12 protein-coding genes are annotated in these 20431 nt (G+C 71.8%); 8 read left to right on the top strand and 4 right to left on the bottom strand.

Features of this window, described 5'->3' with window-relative positions:
- Nucleotides 1–62: 62 nt before the first annotated feature.
- A complete protein-coding gene (locus OV207_RS07640) occupies nt 63–3500 on the bottom strand; it encodes an amino acid adenylation domain-containing protein (RefSeq protein WP_267553842.1) in 3438 nt (1145 codons plus the stop codon).
- Nucleotides 3497–11716: a non-ribosomal peptide synthetase/type I polyketide synthase gene (locus OV207_RS07645; protein WP_267553844.1), complete on the bottom strand. Its 8220-nt coding sequence runs from the start codon at nt 11714–11716 to the stop codon at nt 3497–3499. Before OV207_RS07645 ends, OV207_RS07640 begins: the two co-directional genes overlap by 4 nt.
- A gap of 164 nt (nt 11717–11880) precedes the next feature.
- Here OV207_RS07645 and OV207_RS07650 point away from each other — a divergent pair, with 164 nt between their 5' ends.
- Complete coding sequence (locus tag OV207_RS07650) at nt 11881–12837, top strand: arginine deiminase family protein (RefSeq protein ID WP_267553845.1); 957 nt, start codon at nt 11881–11883, stop codon at nt 12835–12837.
- Here the strand turns inward: OV207_RS07650 and OV207_RS07655 are convergent, their stop codons facing one another.
- Nucleotides 12838–13431 carry a tRNA-uridine aminocarboxypropyltransferase gene (locus OV207_RS07655; protein ID WP_193348063.1) on the bottom strand — a complete coding sequence of 198 codons (594 nt, stop codon included), beginning with the start codon at nt 13429–13431 and terminating at the stop codon, nt 12838–12840.
- Nucleotides 13428–13976, bottom strand: coding sequence for a hypothetical protein (locus OV207_RS07660; protein ID WP_193348064.1), 549 nt, complete (start codon nt 13974–13976; stop codon nt 13428–13430). The genes OV207_RS07655 and OV207_RS07660 overlap by 4 nt, the downstream gene beginning before the upstream one ends.
- A gap of 576 nt (nt 13977–14552) precedes the next feature.
- Between OV207_RS07660 and OV207_RS07665 the strand changes: the two genes are divergently transcribed.
- From OV207_RS07665 to OV207_RS07695, 7 genes are all read left to right on the top strand, one after another.
- On the top strand, nt 14553–15134 hold the full coding sequence (locus OV207_RS07665; protein ID WP_193348065.1) for an RNA polymerase sigma factor: 582 nt from the start codon (nt 14553–14555) through the stop codon (nt 15132–15134).
- The gene (locus tag OV207_RS07670; protein WP_193348066.1) at nt 15131–15607 is read left to right on the top strand and encodes an anti-sigma factor family protein; all 477 of its coding nucleotides are present in this window, start codon (nt 15131–15133) and stop codon (nt 15605–15607) included. The genes OV207_RS07665 and OV207_RS07670 overlap by 4 nt, the downstream gene beginning before the upstream one ends.
- Before the next feature lie 149 nt (nt 15608–15756).
- A complete protein-coding gene (locus tag OV207_RS07675) occupies nt 15757–16605 on the top strand; it encodes a tetratricopeptide repeat protein (protein WP_267553848.1) in 849 nt (282 codons plus the stop codon).
- A 66-nt stretch (nt 16606–16671) separates the two neighbouring features.
- On the top strand, nt 16672–16872 hold the full coding sequence (locus OV207_RS07680) for a hypothetical protein (RefSeq protein ID WP_267553849.1): 201 nt from the start codon (nt 16672–16674) through the stop codon (nt 16870–16872).
- Between the two features lie 287 nt (nt 16873–17159).
- Nucleotides 17160–18503 (top strand): M24 family metallopeptidase, encoded by a 1344-nt coding sequence (locus OV207_RS07685; RefSeq protein WP_267553850.1) that lies wholly within the window; start codon nt 17160–17162, stop codon nt 18501–18503.
- Between the two features lie 169 nt (nt 18504–18672).
- Complete coding sequence (locus OV207_RS07690) at nt 18673–19383, top strand: hypothetical protein (RefSeq protein WP_267553852.1); 711 nt, start codon at nt 18673–18675, stop codon at nt 19381–19383.
- Between the two features lie 26 nt (nt 19384–19409).
- On the top strand, nt 19410–20429 hold the full coding sequence (locus OV207_RS07695) for a hypothetical protein (RefSeq protein ID WP_267553854.1): 1020 nt from the start codon (nt 19410–19412) through the stop codon (nt 20427–20429).
- Nucleotides 20430–20431 lie beyond the last annotated feature (2 nt).

Below are 20431 nucleotides of genomic sequence, written 5' to 3' on the forward strand. Positions count from 1 at the left end.
GGGGCGCGAGGACGGGCCTTGCGCGCCATACCGGCGGAGTCCGTGAGCGGGAAGGGCTGCCTTCAGTCCCCTTTGTTGGGGGAGTCGGGCAGGTTGAGTTCGGCGCGGGTCGTGGCCTGGACGCGGCGGGCCTGCCGGGCACGCGCGACCAGCGGAGGCGGTGACGCGGAGGGCGCCGCTTGCTGCCGCGCCTCCAGGTGCTTCGCCATGGCCTCCAGGGTGGGCCGTTCAAAGAGGACGCGCAGCGACACGTCCACGCTCCAGGCTTCCTGGACGCGGGCGAGGATCTGCACGGCCTTCATCGAGTGGCCGCCGAGCTCGAAGAAGTCCTCGTGCAGGCCCACGCGCTCCACGCCCAGCACCTCCCGCCAGATCTCCGCGAGGCGCAGCTCCAGCGGCGTGCGCGGCGGCTCGAACGCGGAGGCCGTGCGCTGGGACGGCGCGGGCGAAGGCAGGGCCTTGCGGTCGAGCTTGCCGTTCGCCGTGCGCGGGAAGGACTCCAGCACCATGAAGTGCGACGGAATCATGTAGGCCGGCAGGTGGGAGCGCAGGTGTTCGCGGAGCGCCTGGGCCTCCGGAGCATCGCCAGCGCCGGGCTGGAAGTAGGCCACCAGCTCCGGGCCGCCCGTGAACTCCCACACCCGCACCGCCACCTCGCGGACGCCGGGGTACAGGGCCAGCCGCGCCTCGATTTCGCCCAGCTCGATGCGGTGGCCGCGCAGCTTGATCTGCCCGTCCTCGCGGCCCACGTAGTCCAGGGCGCCGTCCGGCAGGACGCGCACCCCGTCGCCCGTGCGGTAGAGCCGGGCGCCCGGCTCCTGGCTGAAGGGATCCGGCACGAAGCGCTCAGCGGTGAGGTCCGGCCGGTGGAGGTAGCCCTGCGCCACCCCGAGCCCGCCGATGTACAGCATGCCCACCACGCCCACGGGAACGGGCTGGAGCCACGCGTCCAGCACGTACACCCGCGTGTTGTCGATGGGCCGCCCGATGGTGGGCCGCGCCTGCTCCTCCACGCGCGACACGGTGGACCAGATGGTGGTCTCCGTGGGGCCATACATGTTCCACAGCGACGCGCCCCGCGCCCGCAGCGGAGCCATCAGGTCCGGGGGAAGGGCCTCGCCGCCGCACAGCAGCTTGAGCCCCGGGTCTCCGGCCCAGCCCAGCGCGAGCATCATCCGCCAGGTGGAGGGCGTGGCCTGCATCACGGTGGCGCCGCTGGCCGCCAGCGCAGGCAACAGCCGGGTGCCATCCACGGCCGTCTCGCGGCTGGCGATGACCACGCAGGCCCCGGCGCTCAGCGGCAGGAACAGCTCCAGCACGGAGATGTCGAAGGCGATGGTCGTCACCGCGAAGAGCGTGTCGGCTTCGGTGATGCCGGGCTCGCGCCGCATGGACGCCATGAAGTTGCTGACCGCGCGGTGGGGGACCGCCACGCCCTTGGGCTTGCCGGTGGAGCCCGACGTGTAGAGCACGTACGCCAGGTGCTCGCCGCCCAGCGGCAGGTGCAGCGGCTGCGAAGGCGCGAGGTCCGCGTCCGCCAGCAGGACCGTGCGGGCCCGGTGCGCCGGGGCCTGCGAGGCCAGGGCCGGCTCGGTCAGCAGCAGCGTCACGCCGCTGTCGTCCAGGATGTGGGCCAGGCGCTCCGCCGGATAGAGCGGATCCAGCGGCACGTAGGCCGCGCCCGCCTTGAGGATGCCCAGCAGTCCCACGAGCAGCTCCAGGGAGCGCTCCAGGAAGATGCCGACCCGCTGTCCGGGTTCAAGGCCCAGCGAGCGCAGGTGCCGGGCGACGCGGTTGGCGCGCGCCTCCAGCTCGCCATAGGTCAGCGCGTGTGACTCGAAGCGGGCGGCGATGGCCTCCGGGCGTCGCGCCGCCTGCGCTTCGAACAGGCCGTGCAGTCCCTGCGACGGTGACACCTCGCGGGCGGTGTCGTTCCAGTCGCGCAGCAGGCGCGTCCGCTCGGGCTCGGTGAGCAGGGGCATCCGGGAGACGGGCTGCGTGGGGTCCGCCGCCACCGCGGTGAGCAGGGACAGGAGGTGGCCTGTCATCCGTTCGATGGTCGCGGCGTCGAACAGGTCGGTGTCGTAGGTCAGGTCACTGATCAGCCCGTGCGGCGTCTCGTTCATGGAGAGCGAGAGGTCGAACTGCGACGTGCCGCTTTCAATCTCCAGGGGCTCGATGCCAAGCCCCTGGAGCGTCAGCGGTTCGGTGGGCGTGTTCTGGAGCGTGAACAGCACCTGGAAGAGGGGCGAGTGGCTGAGCGCGCGGGTCGGCTGGAGCGCCTCCACGAGCTGCTCGAACGGCAGCGCCTGATGCACGGAGGCCGCGAGCGTGGTGCGACGCACCTGTCCCAGCAGCTCCGCGAAGCAGGGCCCTCCCTCCAGCCGCAGGCGCAGGGGCAGCGTGTTGACGAACAGGCCGATGAGCGGCTCCGTCTGCGGAAGCCGGTTGGCGATGGGGAAGCCCACCACCAGGTCCTGCTGCCGGCTGTGGCGCGACAGCAGCACGCCGAAGGTCGCCAGCAGCGTCATGAACAGCGTGGACTCCGCTTCGCGTCCGCGGGCCTTGAGCCGCGCGACCAGCTCCACGGGGACCGTGAAGCGTCGCGTGGCGCCCTGGAAGCGCTGCGCGGCGGGGCGTGGCCGGTCGGTGGGCAGCTCCAGCAGGCCCGGCGCCCCGGCCAGGTGCTCCTTCCAGTACGTGAGCTGCGGCTGCGTCGCGCCCCCCGTGACGCGCTCCTGCTGCCAGCGCGCGAAGTCCGCGTAGTGGAGCGGCAGCTCCGGCAGCGAAGGCGCCGTGCCGGAAGCAAAGGCCCGGTAGAACTCCGCCAGCTCGCGGACCAGGACGCCAATGGACCAACCATCCGACGCGATGTGATGCAGCGTGAGCAGCAGGACGTGCTCACGCGCATCGAGCTGGAGCAGGCACAGGCGCAGTGGAAGGTCCCGCGCCAGCTCGAAGGGCTTGCGCGCCTCCTCCGCCGCCAGCCGCCGGACCTCCGCCATGCGCGTGTCAGGGGCCCGTGACTGGAGGTCCACGTGGGGCAGGGGCAGGGACGCCAGCGGCTGGACGCGCTGGACGGGGCGGCCCTGCACCTGGGCGTAGGTCGTCCGGAGGACCTCGTGACGCCCGGCGATGGCCTCCAGGCTCCGGCGAAGCGCGTCCGTGTCGAGCACGCCTTCGAGGCGCAGGGCCGCGGGCATGTTGTACGCGCCGCTCGGGCCCTGGAGCTGCTCCAGGAACCACAGGCGCTGCTGCCCGGACGACAGGGGCAGGTCGCCTTCACGCGGCCCCGAAGGGATGATCTCCGCGGCGGCCTGGAGCGACTGACCGGCCTGGCGCAGGAACGCGGTGATCTCCTCCTTGCGCTCCTTCATGCGCCCCGTGAGCTCCGGGGTCATCACGCCGGGGGGGGCGCTGAAGCGCAGGCGCTCGCCCTCCATCCAGAGCCGCACGTCCTGCTTGCGGAGCGTCGTCAGCAGTTCATCCAGGCCGTTCACAGCTCGCCCTCCTCACGGCCCGCTTCCGGAGCGGACGCGGATGGTGGGGCCTTGGAGGCCCAGGTCAACGTGTCCAGGTACTCCGCGAGGCCCGCGATGGTGGGGGCCTGGAACATGCGCTCCAGGGAGAGGTCCAACCGCAGCGACTCCCGGATGCGCGAGGCCACCTGCGTCGCGAGCAGCGAGTCCCCGCCCAGCTCGAAGAAGTCGTCGTGGACGCCCACGCGTTGCAGGCGCAGGGCCTTCATCCACACCTCGGACAGGGCCTGCTCCGTGGGGCTGCGCGGCGCGACGAACGGCCGGGTGGGCGCGCTGGTCGCCGGGTCGGGCGCGGGCAGTGAGCGCCGGTCGAGCTTGCCGCTCGCGGTGAGGGGCATGGCCGTCAGCAGGACGAAGAAGGCCGGCAGCATGTAGTCCGGCAGCTTCTCCTGGAGGAACTGGCGCAGCGCGGTGGGCGTCACTGCGTCGGGCGCCGTGGGGACGACGTACGCGACCAGCCGCTTGTCGTGGCCCGCCGCGTCCGCGTCCTGCTCCTCCCGCACGGTGACGATGACCTCCTGGACGGCGGGGTGCCGGCTCAGGGCCGCTTCAATCTCTCCCAGCTCGATGCGGAAGCCGCGCACCTTCACCTGGTGGTCGGTCCGCCCCAGGAAGTCGAGCGTGCCCTCCGGCAGGTAGCGCGCCAAGTCGCCCGTCTTGTAGAGGCGCGCGCCGGGCTTGTCGCTGAACGGATCCGGCACGAAGCGCTGCGCCGTCAGCTCGGGCCGGTGCAGGTAGCCCTGCGCCAGCAGCTCGCCGCCGATGTACAGCTCTCCCGCCACGCCCAGGGGCACCGGCTCGCCGTGGCGGTCCAGCATGTAGAAGGTGCGGTTGGAGCGCGGCCGACCGATGGGGATGCGCGCGGTGGCCTGGGGCGGGTTCGTGGCCGCGGGCACCTCGAAGGTGGTCGCGGTGATGATCGCCTCCGTGGGGCCGTACGCGTTGAGCAGCCGGACCTGTCCCAGGGGCCCGCGCTGCCACAGCTCCAGCACCTTGGGGAGGAGGGTGTCCCCGCCGATGATGATCAGCCGCACGCGGTGGCCGGCCAGCTCCGGCGGCGACTCGCTCCAACGCTGCGTCACCTGCTGCCAGTAGGCGGTCGGGAAGTTCAGCACCGTGAGCTGCTGCTCGACGATGCGACGGGGCAGCTCCTCCGCGGTCCAGACCTCCGGGCCCCGCAGCACCACCGTCGCGCCGACCATGAAGAGCGGCAGGACCTGCTCCAGGGACGCATCGAAGTTGAACGACGCGAACTGCAACATCTTGTCGTTCGCGGAGTGCCGGTAGTGGTCCCGCACGTCCTGGCAGTGGACGACCAGGGCGCCATGGCCCACGGAGACGCCCTTGGGCTCCCCCGTGGAGCCGGACGTGTAGATGACGTACGCGGGCGAGTCCGCCGAGGCGACGTTCTCCAGGTCCGCGTCGGGCAGGGCCGCGAGCACGGCCGCGTCCTCGTCCAGGCAGAGGACCTTCGCGGTGTGCACGGGCAGCCGCTCCAGCAGCGGCCCCTGAGTCACCACCACGGCGACGCGCGAGTCGTCGAGCAGGTACTTCAGCCGCTCCAGGGGCAGGCCCGGATCCAGGGGCACGAAGGCGCCGCCGGCCTTGAGGATGGCCATGAGGGTGACGAGCACTTCGGGCGAGCGCTCCAGGAACGAGCCCACGAGCACGCCGGGCCCGACGCCCAGCTCGCGCAGGTGGTGCGCCAGCCGGTTCGCCTGCCCGTTGAGGTCCCCATAGGTGAGGTGCTGGCCGTCGAACTCCACCGCGACCTTGTCGGGGCGGGCGGCGGCCTTCTTTTCGATGACTTCGTGGACCAGCAGGTCCTTGCGGTACGGGGCCCGGGTCTGGTTCCACGCGGTGAGCAGGTGGTGGCGCTCGGCGGGCGAGAGCAGGGGCAGGTCCGCCAGCCGCCGGCGCGGATCCGCGACGAGCCCTTCCAGCAGCGTGTAGAAGGCCCGCGTCCAGCGCTGGAGCGTCACGGCCTCGAACAGGTCGGTGTTGTATTCAAAGTCCAGCACCAGGCCGTCCTCGACCTCGATGGCGTTGAGGCTCAGGTCGAAGGCAACGTGGCGGATGGGCTGGGAGTGGAAGTCCGTGCGCAGCCCGCTCATCTTCGCGGCGGCCATGGGCCGCTCCAGGTTGAACGTCACGCTGACCAGCGGGTTGTGGCTGGTGCTGCGCGGCAGGTCCAGCCGGTGGAGCAACCGCGCGAAGGGATACGCCTGGTGCTCGTAGGCGCTCCACAGCGTCTGCTTGAGGCCCTGGAGGTACTTCGGGAAGGACTGCTCCCCCCGGGCGTGGCTGACGATGGGCAGCAGGTGCGCGCAGTAGGCGACCAGCTGCTCGCTGTCCTCCAGGTCCCGTCCGCCGGTGGGGATGCCCACGAGCAGCTCGTCCTGTCCCGTCAGCCGGTGCAGGAAGGTGGTGTACGCGGAGAGCAGCAGGATGAAGAGGGTGGATTGCTGCTGCTGCGCCAGCTCCCGGACGGAGCGGGTGAGCGTGGCCGACAGCCGCACCGTCTCCCGGGCGCCCCGGTAGCTGCGCAGGGCGGGGCGGCCATGGTCCGTGGGCAGCTCGATGGCGGGCACCGCGTCCACGCGCTGCTCCAGCCAGTAGCGCTCGTGCGCGGCCATCTCCTGCGTCTGTGCCTGCCGCCGCAGCCAGCGGACATGGTCGCTGAACTGGAGGGGCCGGGGCCGGATGGCGCTGCGGCCTTCATGGATGGCCGAGTAGTGCTGGGCGAGCTCCTGCACGAGGATCCCCAGTGACCAGCCGTCCACCACGACGTGGTGGGCCGTCAGGACGAACAGGTGATCCAACGGGCTCAGCTTGAGCAGGTGGGCGCGGAACAGCGGGCCCTGGTGCAGGTCGAACGGCGTCTGGCCTTCCTCTTCGTACCAGGCCGCGAGCCGCGCGGACTGTTCGTCCGGAGGCAGCGCCGACAGGTCGGTCAGCGGCAGGGTGGCGGTGAGTCGCGGGAGGATGCGCTGCTGTTCGCCTGACGCGTCCAACTGGATGCGCAGCGCTTCGTGTCGCTCCACGACGTACTGGAGCGACCGTTGCAGCAGGTCCACCTGGAGGACGCCCGACAGGCGCAGGCTCAGCGACAGGTTGTAGGCGCTGGAGCCGCCCGCGTTCATCTGCGAGAGGATCCACAGTTGCTGCTGGGCCTCCGTGGTCGGCAGCATGTCCGACGGCAGCACCGGCTCCGGCGTGCTCTCGACGGGGCGGGCCTCCGGGGCGTTCGGCCGGGGCCAGAAGCCGCCCTCCCGCAGCTCCGCCACGCTCTGGGCCACCACGCGCACGATGGTGTCCAGGTCCTCGTCGGTGTGCGCGGTGGAGAGCATGCAGGTGCGGCCCTCCCAGATGTAGAGGCCCCGGTCGATGAGCTGGCTGAAGAACAGGTCCATCTCCAGCGGCTGGAACAGGTAGCTGGAGTTGCCGGAGGAGGTGAAGCGGAGCACGGACCCGCCGTGCACCATCACGATGGGGACCTGCTCGCGCTCGAAGACGGCGTTGACCCGCTCCGCGAGCTTCCCGGCGCGCTGGTTCAGGCGCTCCTGGAGGCCGGGGCCCTCGCGCTTCAGGTGCCGCAGGGTGGCGAGCGTCGCCGCCATCGTCAGCGGGTGCTTGCAGAAGGTGCCCGCCGCGAAGGTCGTTCCCTGGACGGGATGGGACGTGTCGCCGTAGCGCCAGTCGCCGCCGTCGATGCGGTCCACGAACCCGCCGCGATCCGCCACGACGCCCAGGGGCATCCCGCCGCCGAGGACCTTCCCGTACGTGGTGATGTCGGCCTCGATGCCGTACCACGCCTGCGCGCCGCCCGGATGGAGGCGGAAGCCGGTGATGATCTCATCGAAGATGAGGGGCACCCGCGCCTCGCGTGTCAGCTCCCGGAGCGAATGCAGGAAGGCGCGGGGCTGCACGTTGGGACGGCGGCTCTGCACGGGCTCCACGAGGACGGCGGCCAGTTCGTGCAGGTGCTCGCGGATGAGCTCCAGCGTCCGGTCCTCGCCATAGGGCAGCACGAGCACGTCGTCCGCGATGTGCTGGGCGACGCCGGAGGCCATGGGGAGTGAGCGCGGCGTGCCGCCGACCATGCGGCCCACGACCAGCGTCCCGTCGGAGTGGCCATGGTAGGACGACGTGAACATCACGATCTTCGTGCGCCCCGTGGCCGCGCGGGCCACGCGCAGCGCCGTCATCACCGCCTCCGTGCCGGAGTTGCAGAAGGTGACGCGCTTCATGCCGGTCAGCTCGCAGATGAGCTCCGCCGCCTCGCCCGCCAGGTCCGACTGCGTGCCAAGCTCCATGCCCTGGGCCAGGCGCTGCTGCATCGCCTCGATGACGAAGGGCGGGTTGTGCCCGAACAGGTGCACGCCGAAGCCCATGGACAGGTCGATGAACTCGTTGCCGTCCACGTCCCAGACGCGCGAGCCGTGCGACCGGGTGCTGACGATGGGGTAGCAGAGCTCCTTCACCTCCGGCCGGAAGTTCATCTGCCAGCGCACGTCGCTCCACCGGCCACGGTGGCGGATCGCGTTCTGCTTCGAGCCCTGGGTGCGGCGCGTGTACCGCGCGAGGAAGGACTCCAGGAAGCGCTGCTGCTCAGGGAGCAGCTCCCGTGCAGGCTCGCCGTCCGCCGTGCCCACGGAGAAGGCCGCCGGGCCGGTGGGCGCGGGCGCGGGCTTCACGGTCGGGGCGGGGGGCACCGGAGCGGCCTCGGGACGCGGGGCGACCTCCACGCTGGGGATGGCCGAGCCCTTCGCGCCGAGCAGCGCGAGCTGCTGCTTCATGAGCTGGAGCTGGACCTGGATGATCTGCTCCAGCGAGCCATCCGGTGCCTCGGTGGCCGGGGCCTGGGACGCGGCGGCGCGCGGCTCCGGGAGGGCGCGCGCGGGCGCGGCGGGCTCCGCGAAGGTGAAGCTGTCGGGCAGGGCCTGGTCCAGATGGCGGGCCATGGCGTCCAGGGTGGTCAGCTCCTCGAAGAGCTGGCGGATGGACAGCTTGAGGCCGAAGAGCTTCTCCACGTTGCGGATGGCGTCCATCAGCACGATGGAGTCCGCGCCCAGCTCCAGGAAGGGCGTGTCCGGGCCCAGCCGCTCCGGGGGCATTTGCAGCAGGCGGGCCACCATCGAACGGAGGGCGTCCTGGATCCGCGCCCGGCGTGACACGGCGGGTGCGGTCGACGGTGGGGTCTGCTGCGGTGATGCCACGGGATCCACGGAGAGGTCCTCCAGCCAGCAGCGCTGGCGCTCGAAGGGATAGGTCGGCAGCGGTACGCGCTGACGCGTGGCGGAGGGGTCCACCCGCGTCCGGTCGATGGAGACGCCCCGGACGAACAGCGCGCCCAGGCTTCCCAGCAGCGTCCGCCCGTCGTCCTGGTGCTTCTTGAGGCTGGGCAGCCAGAGGTGGTTGCCCTCCGGCAGGCAGCGCTTCGCCATGCCGAGCAGCGTGTCGTTCGGGCCCAGCTCGATGAACACCGCCGGGCCCGCGAGGGCCGCGTGCTCGATGCTCTTGAGGAACTGGACCGGCTCGCGCACGTGGCGCCGCCAGTAGCCCGCGTCGGGCGCGGTCTTCAGGACGGCGCCGGTGAGGTTGGAGATGAGCGGGAGGGTCGGCGCCTGGAACGTGATGCCGCGCGCCGCCTGCTCGAACTCCGCGAGCATGGGGTCCATCCGCGCCGAGTGGAACGCATGCGACACCGTGAGCGGACGCGAGTCGATGCCCCGGGCCTGCAAGGCCTCCACGACCCGCTGCACCCCGGACCGCGCACCGGAGATGACGACGTGGCGCGGGCCATTGATGGCGGCGAGCTCCACGTCCTGCGCGCCCTCCAGCGCCGCGCGCACCGTGTCCTCGTCGGCCAGCACCGCCGCCATGGTGCCGTCCTGGGGCAGGGCCTGGATGAGGCGGCTGCGCGTCGCGAGCAGGCGCAGCGCGTCCTCCAGTCCGAGCACCCCCGCGAGGTGGGCCGCGACGTACTCGCCCACGCTGTGCCCCAGCACGGCGTCCGGCGTCACGCCCCAGGAGCCCCAGAGCCGTGACAGCGCGTAGCCCAGCGCGAACAGGGCCGGCTGGCTGTAGCGGGTCTGGTGGATCCGCTCCGAGTCCTCTCCGGGGGCCGGATACAGGACGGAGAACAGGGACGCGTCCAGGTGCGGGCGCAGCAGCGCGTCACAGCGCTCCAGGGCCTCACGGAAGACGGGCTCGCTCTCGTAAAGCTGGCGCCCCATGCCCGCGTGCTGCGCGCCCTGGCCGGGGAACAGGAAGACGACCCGGGGCTGTGCGCTCCGCTGGACCTCGCCGTGATGCAGGCCAGGGAGGGGGCGCTCGTGCAGGAACGCGTCGAGCTGCGTGGCCAGCTCCGGGTGGGAACCCGCCGTCGTGCTGAAGCGGTGGGCCCAGGCGTCGCGGCCGGTGTTCGCCGTGAAGCAGACGTCCGCAAGGGCAGGGGCGTCCGGTGCGGTGATGCGGGCCTGATAGCGCTGGACCATTTCGCGCAGGGCCGGCGCGGTCCGGGCCGACAGCGTCAGCAGGTGGTAGGGGCGCTCGGGGGCTGTCTGGATGACGGGAGTCTGGCGCGGAGCCTCTCCCACGATGACGTGCGCGTTGGCGCCGCCGAAACCGAACGAGCTGATGCCCGCGAAGCGCGCTCCGCCTTCCGACGTCCAGGGCTCGCGCCGCGTCGGGATGTGGAGCGCGGACGGGTCCAGCGAGACGTGCGGGTTGAGCGCGCGGAAGTGCACCTGCGGCGGGACCTCCGAGTGCTGGAGCGCGAGGACGATCTTCACCAGGCCGGCGATGCCCGCCGCCGCCTCAAGGTGCCCGATGTTGGCCTTCACCGACCCCACGAGGCAGCGCCGCTGCTGCGAGCGTCCGCCGGGGCGCAGCGCGGCCTTGAGCGCCTCCAACTCGATGGGGTCTCCCAGCGCCGTGCCGGTGCCATGGGCCTCGACGTAGCTGACGTCTCCAGGGGACAGCCGGGCCTGCTGGAGCGCCTGCTGGATGACCTCCTGCTGCGCGAAGCCGTTGGGCGCGGTGAGCCCGTTGCTGGGCCCGTCATGGTTGACCGCCGAGCCATGGATCACCGCGAGGATGGCATCGCCCGCGGCCTGGGCGTCCGCCAGCCGCTTGAGCACCACGACGCCGCAGCCCTCGGAGCGGACGTAGCCATCCGCCGCCGCGTCGAAGCTCTTGCAGCGCCCGTCCTTCGCCATCATCCCCGCCCGGGAGAAGGCGATGTTGAGGTCCGGGTTGAGGATGAGGTTCACGCCGCCCGCGAGCGCCAGGTCGCACTCGCCGCCGCGCAGGCTCTGGCAGGCCAGGTGGAGTCCCACCAGCGACGAGGAGCACGCGGTGTCCACCGCCATGCTCGGGCCCCGCAGGCCCAGCAGGTACGACAGCCGGTTGGCGGCGATGCTGTGCGCGTTGCCCGTGCCCGCGTACGCGTCCAGCCGCGTCCGGTCGCCGAACTGCCGCTGCGCGTAGTCGCTGCTGCTGATGCCGACGAACACGCCCGTGCGGCTGCCCCGGAGCGCCTGCGGCGCCTGCCCGCCGCGCTCCAGCGCCTCCCACGCCACCTCCAGCAGCAACCGCTGCTGCGGATCCATCCGCGCCGCCTCGTGGGGCGAGATGCCGAAGAACAGCGGATCAAACCCGTCCACCTGCTCCAGGAACCCGCCCCAGCGCGTGTTCATGGTCCCGGCGTGCGTCGGGTCCGGGTGGTAGTAGCGCTGCGCGTCCCACCGGTCGGCGGGAACCTCGGTGATGGCGTCTCCGCCTCGCTGGAGCAGCGCCCAGAACGCCTCTGGCGAGGGGGCCCCCGGGAAGCGGCAGCCCAGCGACACGATGGCGATGGCGCCCTCCGCGACCGCCACCGGAGCCCCGGACACCGCCGGGAGCCCGGCTTCCGGAGCGCGCCCCAGGTGCACGCTCACGGCGGTGATGGTCGGGTGCTGCCACACGAGCGTGGGGGACACGTCCCGCCCCAGCCACTCCCCCAGCTCTCCGGACAGGAAGACCGCGTCCTTGGACGTCAGCCCGTAGTCGACGAAGGGCTTGTCGATGTCCACCGCGCCCGGCGCGAGGTCCGCGCTCCGGGCCACGTAGTCCCGCAGCCAGGCGACGAGTTCTTCACGGGAGCGCACGCTGGCTGCAGAAGAGGGCGTCATGTGGGTCAGGATTGACAGGTCGGAATTCCGTCTCAGTTGGAATAGAAGACAAATCTAGTAATTGTCGTTTAGCATGGAGGACACTTCTAAGTGAAACCCCGGAGGAATCCTTGAGTGGCACGGGGATTCAGGCCGGGGGGTTGCTGACCCACGGGTGGTTGCGGATGGCGTTGACTGGAATCGAGTGCTGGTCGGAGTCGGCGCAGCTTGAGTGCGTCGCGGTGTGCCGGCCGGCGGTGCTCGAGGTCGCGACCGCGCTGGAGGCCTCCGCCGTCGGGTACCTGGGTGCCGTGTCGCGTCAGGAGGTGGAGGACGCCTCCGGCCGGCTGCGCGAGGCGCTGACCCGCTTCGGTTGCAGGCTCTTCGACCTGGGGGACTTCCTTCCGGAGTCCGCGCGGGCGGTGAGCGAGGCCTCGGTGAACCGGGTGTTCGTGCGGGACACGGCCGCGGTCGTGGGCCGCCAGCTGGTGACGGGCACCGCGGCGTTCGCCGCGCGCTTCGCCGAGTTCGACGCGACGCATGCGGCGCTGGGCGCGCTCCTCCACGGCGGCTCGCGGGACGCGGCGCCCCCGGGGGGGCCGGGCGCGGGCCTGGAGTTCGGGGACGTCTTCCTGCTGGATGAGGAGCGGATCCTCGTGAACCTGGGACTGCGCAGCGACGCGCGCGCCCTCCAGGGGTTCCTCGACACGGCCTGGGGCGCCGGTTTCCAGGAGGTGGGGGCACTCTGCATCCCCGAACACCTGGGCATCATCCACCTGGACCTGGCCTTCAACGTGCTGGGGCCCCGGGCGGTGCTGGCCCGCTCGTTCCTGAAGCACCTGCCGGTGCGCGTCCTCGCGCCAGGGCAGGCGCCCCGCTGGGAGTCCTTCGAGGGCTACTTCGCGCGGAGGGGGCAGCGCATCCTCCCGCTCCCGGCCGCCGAACCGCCCTGCTTCCTGTCCAACTACATCTTCCTGGGCCCCCAGTTGCTGCTGGCCTCGGAGAGCGCCGCGCCGCGACTGAAGCCGCTGGTGAAGGAGCTGGGCATCGAAGTGGAGGGCGTGGACATCGCGGCGCTCGAACGAGGCAACGGCAGCGTCCGGTGCCTCACGCTGCCGCTCAAGCGGCGCGCGACCTCCTGATCAGAGGTAGTCCACCCAGCCCAGCCGTCCGCGGCTCGCGAGCACCCGCTCCACCATCAGCTCGTGCAGCGTGAGCAGCGGACGCGCCACGTCCTCCCCCTCCAGCCGCGCGAGCGCCCCGGCCATGGCCTCCAGCGTGGACATCCCGTCCGGGTGGGGCGGACGGCGCAGCCGGCGGGTGTCCGGCCCGGGTGGGGGCAGCCGCATCCCCGGGAGCCGCCTCAGGCCGGGGACGCGCTGCACCATGCGCCGCGCCTGGGCCCAGCTCCCGTCGATGACGACGAGCCGCTGGGGTAGGGGGCCTTCGGCCTCCGGTGCGTCCGGGAACAGCAGCCACGTGTCCGCGCCGTCATCCAGCACCGACGCGTCGAAGGGTTGTCCTGGCGCGCCATAGGAGACGATGCGGCAGCGGGGCAGGGCCAGCGCCGCGATGCGCGCGGTGTTGGTGCTCTTCTGCGCCTCCTTGTTGTGGCGGATGACGAGCAGCTCCGTGCGCGTGGGCACGACGGGCACCTGGGCACACAGGCACCACGTCGCGGGCAGGTAGCACCGCTCGCAGCGGCCGGCGAGGTCCTCCGGGGTGCGGGACCTCATTTCGCCGTGCGGTAGCGCTCCATCAGGGTCCGCGCCTCCCGCAGCTTCTCCTCGACGAAGCGGTCATCCGCGTCCGGCTCGTATTCGGCGTCCGGTGGATCCAACTGGAACAGGGCGGACAGGCTGGCGGGGGCGACCTCCAGCCACTCGGAGGTGCGGTGCAGCGCGGCCTGCCGGCGCCCGGCGAAGGTCTCCGGCCCGTCCTCCGGGCCACAGCGGCAGATGCGCGCCGAGTCCCCCGACACGTCCACGTAGAGGCCCAGCACCTCCGCGTCCACCTCCGCCGCCAGCGCGCAGGTGGCCTCACTGACGTAGGCGGCCATGGCCTGCGCCGCGGAGCGCTCCGTGAGCGAGCGCACCAGGTAGACCTGCCACCCGGCCTCCGTGAGCGCCCCGGCCTCGGTCAGCGGCGCCAGCTCCGCCGGGGGGGCCTGGATGCGCGACAAGAGCCGACGCACGGGGACCTCCAGCCGTTCGAGCCGGGCGTTCGACGCGGGGCAGAAGAAGACCACGCGGTACTCTCGGCTGTCGGCGGCGGTTTCCATGGGCATACGGCGGTGACCCAAGAGGACCAAAGGACTCCCCACACAAGCAAGGGGGAGTTTCGCTCCGGGGCGCTTCTCCTCGGCCACGCCCTCCTGGGAAGGCCCCTTCCAGGCCCGCCCCAGGGCCACTTTGCCCCCGGCGCCCGGGTGCCCGGGGCCTGGAGGCGCCCGGCCCGGGGTCCTGAAACCGGAATTCCGGGCCCTGCTCCCGGGGCAACCCGACAGGAGGTGTCCGTGCGTATGACGCACCAGGAGGGGGCTCCTCGCGGCGCGGCCACCGTGGATCCACGGTGGCGAAATTCGGCCGGAACCCAGGAGGGGCTGGTGCATGCTGGAGGCCGGTTCCCGCGGATGGCGGGGCACGGAACACCCCGAGGCAGAGCACACCCATGGAGAGGATTTGATCCGGGAACGCATGGATGTCTGTCTATTCCGTGCGAGGATTTGGCGTCTGCTTGAACTGTTCCAGGTGCACTGCCAGCCGCAGGGCGAAGTGAAGCGTCCTGGCGCTTGTCGCATCCGTGAGAAAAAAAGAATCCGACCCTCGGCGTTCTCTGAGGGAAGGGAGGCGGTCGCATGGTGCCAGGGAGGGAGGAGCCCCCTGTCCGGGATGGCTCTGGAGGGGAATTCGCCGCATTCGCGATCCGCCATCAGCCGGTGCTGGTCGCCATCGCGCGCAACGTCTGTGGTCGCAATGCCAGTGATTGCGACGACCTGGTGCAGGACGTGCTGCTCCGGGCGCTCCTCCAGTGGGAGCGGCTCAAGCGCTGGCCGGAGCCGGCGCGGCGCGCGTGGCTGGTGCGCGTGCTGCACAACCGGTTCCTGGACCAGTGCCGGCGCCAGGGCGCGGAGACGGACCGGAGGGTGGACCTGCACAACGTCCACATGCTCTTCGAGGATCCGGAGGACGCGCCGGAGCCCGAACAATGGGAGTGCGTCACGGAAGAAGAGCTGCGCCAGGCTGTTGCCCGGCTCAATGAGAAGCTCCGTCAGGCGTTCGAACTGCATGCGCGCGGCCTGCGGCATGCGGAGATCGCCCGGCGGATGAACACCCCCAGCGCGGGAACGGTGGGCACGTGGCTCTTCCACGCCCGCCGCCGCCTCAAGGCCATGCTCCACGACACGGCGGAACGGCGCCGCCAGGAGAGGGAACGATGAGCACCGCATGCGAGGACCTGCGGCCCCTTTTGGACGGGGAGTTGCCCCCCGAGGATCAGCGCCGCGTCCGCGGCCATCTGGCGGGCTGCGAGGCGTGCGCCGCGCGCTTCCATGACCTGCTGCAACTGGAGGTGCTCGCGCGGCTGGCGCTGGAGGACGCCGCGGAGAGCGAGCGCTGGGTGTCCGCCCGCCAGGTGCGCGAGGACGTGCCGGGGTCCTGGGACGAGGACGTGCCGGCGAACTGGCCCGGGGATGCGCTGGCCTCCGACGTGCCCCCCCCGCCCGAACACCTGGAGGGGCGCGCCTGGCACCGGGGCGCGCGCCGCTTCCGTCGCCGCTGCCCGGGCTGCGCCTCCTGCTGCCCCTGGTTCGCCGAGGGCGAGAAGGTGGAGGCCGTCACCGCGCCCCGGTGGCCCTGCCCCCGTGCCAGCCGCGCGGGTGGCACGCTGCTGCGCCCCCGCCCGCGACGCTGAGGGGCGCGCGCTTCCGCCCGCTGTCCTCCCTGGGAGGGCAGGCGGGCGGACGCCCTGATTCCGCCTGGAAGGACGGCACCAAGGATTCCCACCGCTCGCGTTTCGAAAGGGATGGGAGGCGGCGGCCCGTTCCCGGACCGCGATGCGCGATGGATCTCTGGTGCAAGAAGCTCTACCGGTTCCTGGATGGCGAGCTCGAGTCGTGCGACGAGGAGCGCTTCCGGCTCCACCTGGCGCTCTGCCGCGCCTGCGCCTCCGGCCTGCATGACGCGATGCAACTGGAGATGCTCAGCGTCCAGGCCCTCTGCGGCGCGGTGGCCCACAACGACGCCCCCGCGCCTCCGGTGGAGGCCCGGAAGCAGGTCCGCTTCGCCTCGCTCCGGGGCTGGAAGGGCCGGGCGCTGGGGGCCGTCCTGGCGATGGGGCTGGGGGCGCTGACGGCGTTCCTGTGCCCGGCGGGCCTCTGCTGGGGGGACACGTGGCGTTCCGGCGCACGGGCGCGGGGGATGGAGGCGCGCATCGCCTACGCGGCCGCGGATGGCTACCTGCCCTACGTCCCCGCGCGCACGGGCACCCCGGAGCGGGGGGCCCTGCTGTCCGAGCCCCCGGTGCCCCTGCGAACACTCGCGGCGCTGGAGGACCGGGGCGACCTGCACGGCATCGCGGCCGCGTACCTCGTGCGGGGCGAGCTGCGTCAGGCCGCGGACTTCCTGGCGCGCAGCCCCCCTTCGGTGGACCGGGACTGCGACCGGGCGGTGGTGGCGATGGCGGCGGGGGACCTGCAGGGCGCGCTGGGGCTCCTGGACGGCGTGCTGCGTCAGGTGCCGGACCATCCCCAGGCCCAGTGGAACCGGGCGTTGGTGCTCCGGGCGCTGGGCCAGCCCCTCCAGGCGGCGGAGGCCTTCGAGGCCGTGGCCCGCAGGGGGGAGCCGGGGTGGAGCGAGGAGGCCGGAATCCGGGCCCGGGCCCTGCGGCTGGCGGGTCATCCGCTGAATTGAAGGGCCAACCCAAGGATTCTGGCGATCGGCGTCTAATTATCGAGGCGCGGCGGGGCGGCGGCGGCGATGGCGGGAAGGAAACACCGCACCCGGGGGGACGCGATGTACCGCATGGAGGCGTGGATCCAGGGGGATGGCGCGATGTGGGCGCTCGGCTCCAACGGGGGGCCGGAGGTGCGGACGGTGGAGGGGGCAGGCGAAGGGGAAGCGCAGGGGGAGCCCTTCGATTTCGAGGAAAGCGACCTGGAGCTGGTCGCCAGCTACTGACGTCTCGGCGCGCGCGCGGTTGGGTGTCCGCGCTCCACGGCGGCCTTCGGGGGAGGGCCGCCCACTTCCAGAGGATCCGCCAGCCAGTACGACCTGGGCGGATCCGGGTGTCCCGGACCGGGGGGGACGGGACCCGGAAGTGTGAGGGAGCGGGGAAATCCGGGCGGGTAAGCAAGCAGGATGCGCCCCAGGTCCTTCGCTCCCGGAGCCTTGAAGGTTCCGGGGGCGGAGGACTTCGGTTGAGCGCGCTACGCTCCCGGTCCTCTGCCCGACCTGGAGTTCCCGACATGAAATGCCCGCGTGCTCTGATGCTGCCCCTGCTGGGGTGTCTGGTGGCCTGTGCCACCGCCCCCGTCCGCGACACCGTTGCCGAACAGGACCTCCGGGTGCCGAAACCGTCCCAGGCCCAGGCCCTGCGCGAGTCCTGGCTGGAAGCCCGGCACGGGATGCTGCTCGACATGATGCGCCGTCACGGCGTGGGCATGTGGGTGGTCGTCAACGAGGAGTTCCACGATGATCCGCTGACGGCCTGGGTGGCGCCGCCGCTGCCCTACGCGGGCAACCGCGACGTGTTCGTCTTCGTTGACGCGGGCGACGCGGGCCTGAAGAAGGTCGTGCTGACGGGCTACGCCACGGAAGCCGTGAACCGCTTCTTCGAGCGGCCCGCTGAAGGACGCAAGCCGGAAGAGGTGCTCGCGGAGCTGGAGGCGCGCTATCAGCCGCGCACCATCGCGCTGGGCATGGGGGGAAAGCGCGGGGTGACGCGCAGCCTGACGCATGACTCCTACCAGTGGCTGGCGGAGGCGCTGGGGCCCCAGGCGCAGGCGCGCTTCGTGAGCGCGGCGCCGCTCATCGAGGAGTACCTGGACACGCGGTTGCCCGGGGAGTTCGCGCCGTACCGCGACCTGGTGGTGCTGACGGAGTCGCTGGTGAAGCGGGCGCTCTCCAACGAGGTCGTGGTGCCCGGCAAGACGACGGTGGGCGACGTGCGCCGCTGGCTGTACGACGCGCTGTGGGAGGCGCGCGTCACCACGTGGTTCCAGCCGGACCTGCGCGTGCAGCGGCAGGGGATGAAGGACGGCTTTTCCCGAGGCTTCCTGGCGGTGGCGGACGAGGCGGTGGTCATCCAGCGCGGGGACCTGGTGCACGTGGACTTCGGCGTCACGGCCCTGGGGCTGAACACGGACTGGCAGAAGATGGCCTATGTGCTGCGCGACGGGGAGACGGACGCGCCGGAGGGGCTCAAGCGCGCGCTGGCCAACACGCAGGCGCTCCAGGATGCGCTGATGCTGCGCGCGTCGCGGCCGGGGCGCTCGTCCGCGGACGTCTACGACGCGACGATGGCGGAGATGAAGGAGAAGGGCATCGAGGCCAAGGTGTACAGCCACCCGCTGGGGGCGCAGGGCCACGCGCTGGGGGCGTCCATCGACTTCCGCGCGGCCTCGCGCAAGGACGTGCCCCGGACATTGCGCAAGGGGTCGTACCTGGCCGTGGAGCTCAACACCGTCACCGCCGTGCCAGAGTGGGGTGGGCAGAAGGTGGCGGTGATGCAGGAAGATCCGGCGCACCTGACGGACGAAGGATGGAAGTTCTTCGTGCCCCGGCAGGACGCCTTCTATCTCATCCACTGACGACACGAAGGGAGCGGACGTGATGCGCGTGGGCAGGCCATGGACGACATTCGGACGGGAGGGCCGGACGCGCTTCGCGTGCGCGCTCCTGTGCGGCGCGGCGGCGTGTGCTTCACCCGGTGGGGATGACGTCCCCACGGAGACCCCCGCGCGGCAGGAGCGCCCCCTCGTGGCGGAGGCCCCGCTCCGGCCGCCGCACGCGGTGGACAGCCTGTTGAGCCTGCTCGACCAGACGGCCGCGGTGGTGGAGGGCGACGTCGTGGACGTGCGCTCCGAGTACTCCCCGCGCACGGGCCCGTGGACGGTGGTGACGCTGGGGAACGTGCGGGCGCACCTGGGGAGCGCGCCCGGGGAACTGCGGCTGCGGCAGGCCGGCGGGCTGCTGCCGGACGGCCGTCAGCGCGTCGTCAGCCACGTGCCCCGCTTCGTCCGGGGCGCGCGCTACGTGGTGTTCCTGCGCAACACCGGGTGGAGCCTGTCGCCGGTGCTCGACGGTCAGGCCTTCCGCGTGGAGTCGGTGGGGGGCCGCGAGGTGCTCGTGGGGGCGGAGGGCGGGCTCGTCTCCGGCCTGGGGTCCGCGGGCGTCCGGCAGACGGCGCCGGTGTTCGACGCGGTGGACCTGATGGGCACCCGTCCGGCCCTGCGTGCGGGGATGGACGTCGCGGGGCTTCCGGAGGCGCTGGAGCGCGAGGCCTTCGTGTCGCTGCTCCAGAACCACCTGCGCGCGCGGGGGCTGCGCGTGACGGGGACGTTCCGCGAGGAGCCGGTCGCCACCGCGTCGGCCCTGTCCGTGCCGGTCACGCCTGCGTCGGGGCAGGTTCCGGCGAAGGGGCTCACGCCACCCCAGCCCGAGCGGGACGTCCCGCCCGGTGCGCCGTGAGGAGGTTCGCGATGCGGAGGTTTGCCATGACGCACTCGAAGGTCGCGGGTCTGGTGGGAGTCCTGGCGCTGCTCGGTGGCGAGGCGGGGGCCGCCGCCTGGGACACGTGCAATGGCTCGCCGGTGAAGTGGTACAGCGGGCCAGTGGTGTACCGGAACCGGTGCAGCATCCCGGACACCGGCAACGTCAACACGGCGTACTGGAACGGGCTGCGGCAGTGGGACGACCTGTCGCACCTGGTGCGTGGCTTCAACGTGAATCCGGTGACGGACTGCGGGTTGGACCACAGCGACGGCCAGAACGAGATTGGCCTGTGCGACCGGGCGGCGCTCGACGGGAACAACGGCGTGACGTACTCCACGGTGGGCGTGTGCTTCATCGGGAGCAACGGCATCGACGAGGCGGACGTCTGCATCGCCAGCGACCTGGATTTCACGCCGCGCAACGGGAGCGCGTTCGGCACGTCGGGCCGGAGCACGTTCGTGCACGAGGCGGGGCACTTCTTCGGCTTCAAGCATGAAGGCGGGCACAGCATCCTGCGCACGTCGCCGCCGCACCTGGTGACGGGAGGCTATGAGGCCTCCACGCTGTGGCCGACGAACGCGCAGGGCATGCGCGACCTGTATGCCTATTCCCAGACGAAGCCCAACCTGCTGCCGTCCTCGATGGGCGTGGTGGGGGACGTGGCGCAGACGTTGGATCCCGCCCTCACCCGGGCCGTGTGTCGCAACACGGCGACGAGCGTGAAGTTCTACGTGGGCAACATGGGCAACGTGGCGACACCGACCTATTCGATGCGCGTGCGCCTGAGCCCGACGGCGCCGCCGCTCGGGTACAGCGAGTCCACGAACGTCGTGGCCACCTTCAGCCATTCAATGGCGGCCTTCGCGGAGGGCACCTATTCGCTGGGCTTCATGGTGCCGGCGGGCCTGCCCTTCAACACGTACCACGTCTACCTGGACCTGGATCCGGCCGGCGTGGTGGATGAGCTGCGGGAGAACGACAACACCACCGTCAGCGCGATGCTGCTGCGGGTGGACTGCTGATC

It is taken from the genome of Corallococcus sp. BB11-1 (assembly GCF_026626625.1).
In the GTDB taxonomy this organism is placed as follows: Bacteria; Myxococcota; Myxococcia; order Myxococcales; family Myxococcaceae; genus Corallococcus; species Corallococcus soli.

Excerpts from the sequence above, each read along its gene's own strand:
- OV207_RS07645 (WP_267553844.1), bottom strand. The coding sequence starts at position 11,716 with ATGACGCCCTCTTCTGCAGCCAGCGTGCGCTCCCGTGAAGAACTCGTC.
- OV207_RS07650 (WP_267553845.1), top strand. The coding sequence starts at position 11,881 with ATGGCGTTGACTGGAATCGAGTGCTGGTCGGAGTCGGCGCAGCTTGAG.
- OV207_RS07655 (WP_193348063.1), bottom strand. The coding sequence starts at position 13,431 with ATGAGGTCCCGCACCCCGGAGGACCTCGCCGGCCGCTGCGAGCGGTGC.
- OV207_RS07660 (WP_193348064.1), bottom strand. The coding sequence starts at position 13,976 with ATGGAAACCGCCGCCGACAGCCGAGAGTACCGCGTGGTCTTCTTCTGC.
- OV207_RS07665 (WP_193348065.1), top strand. The coding sequence starts at position 14,553 with ATGGTGCCAGGGAGGGAGGAGCCCCCTGTCCGGGATGGCTCTGGAGGG.
- OV207_RS07670 (WP_193348066.1), top strand. The coding sequence starts at position 15,131 with ATGAGCACCGCATGCGAGGACCTGCGGCCCCTTTTGGACGGGGAGTTG.
- OV207_RS07675 (WP_267553848.1), top strand. The coding sequence starts at position 15,757 with ATGGATCTCTGGTGCAAGAAGCTCTACCGGTTCCTGGATGGCGAGCTC.
- OV207_RS07680 (WP_267553849.1), top strand. The coding sequence starts at position 16,672 with ATGGCGGGAAGGAAACACCGCACCCGGGGGGACGCGATGTACCGCATG.
- OV207_RS07685 (WP_267553850.1), top strand. The coding sequence starts at position 17,160 with ATGAAATGCCCGCGTGCTCTGATGCTGCCCCTGCTGGGGTGTCTGGTG.
- OV207_RS07695 (WP_267553854.1), top strand. The coding sequence starts at position 19,410 with ATGACGCACTCGAAGGTCGCGGGTCTGGTGGGAGTCCTGGCGCTGCTC.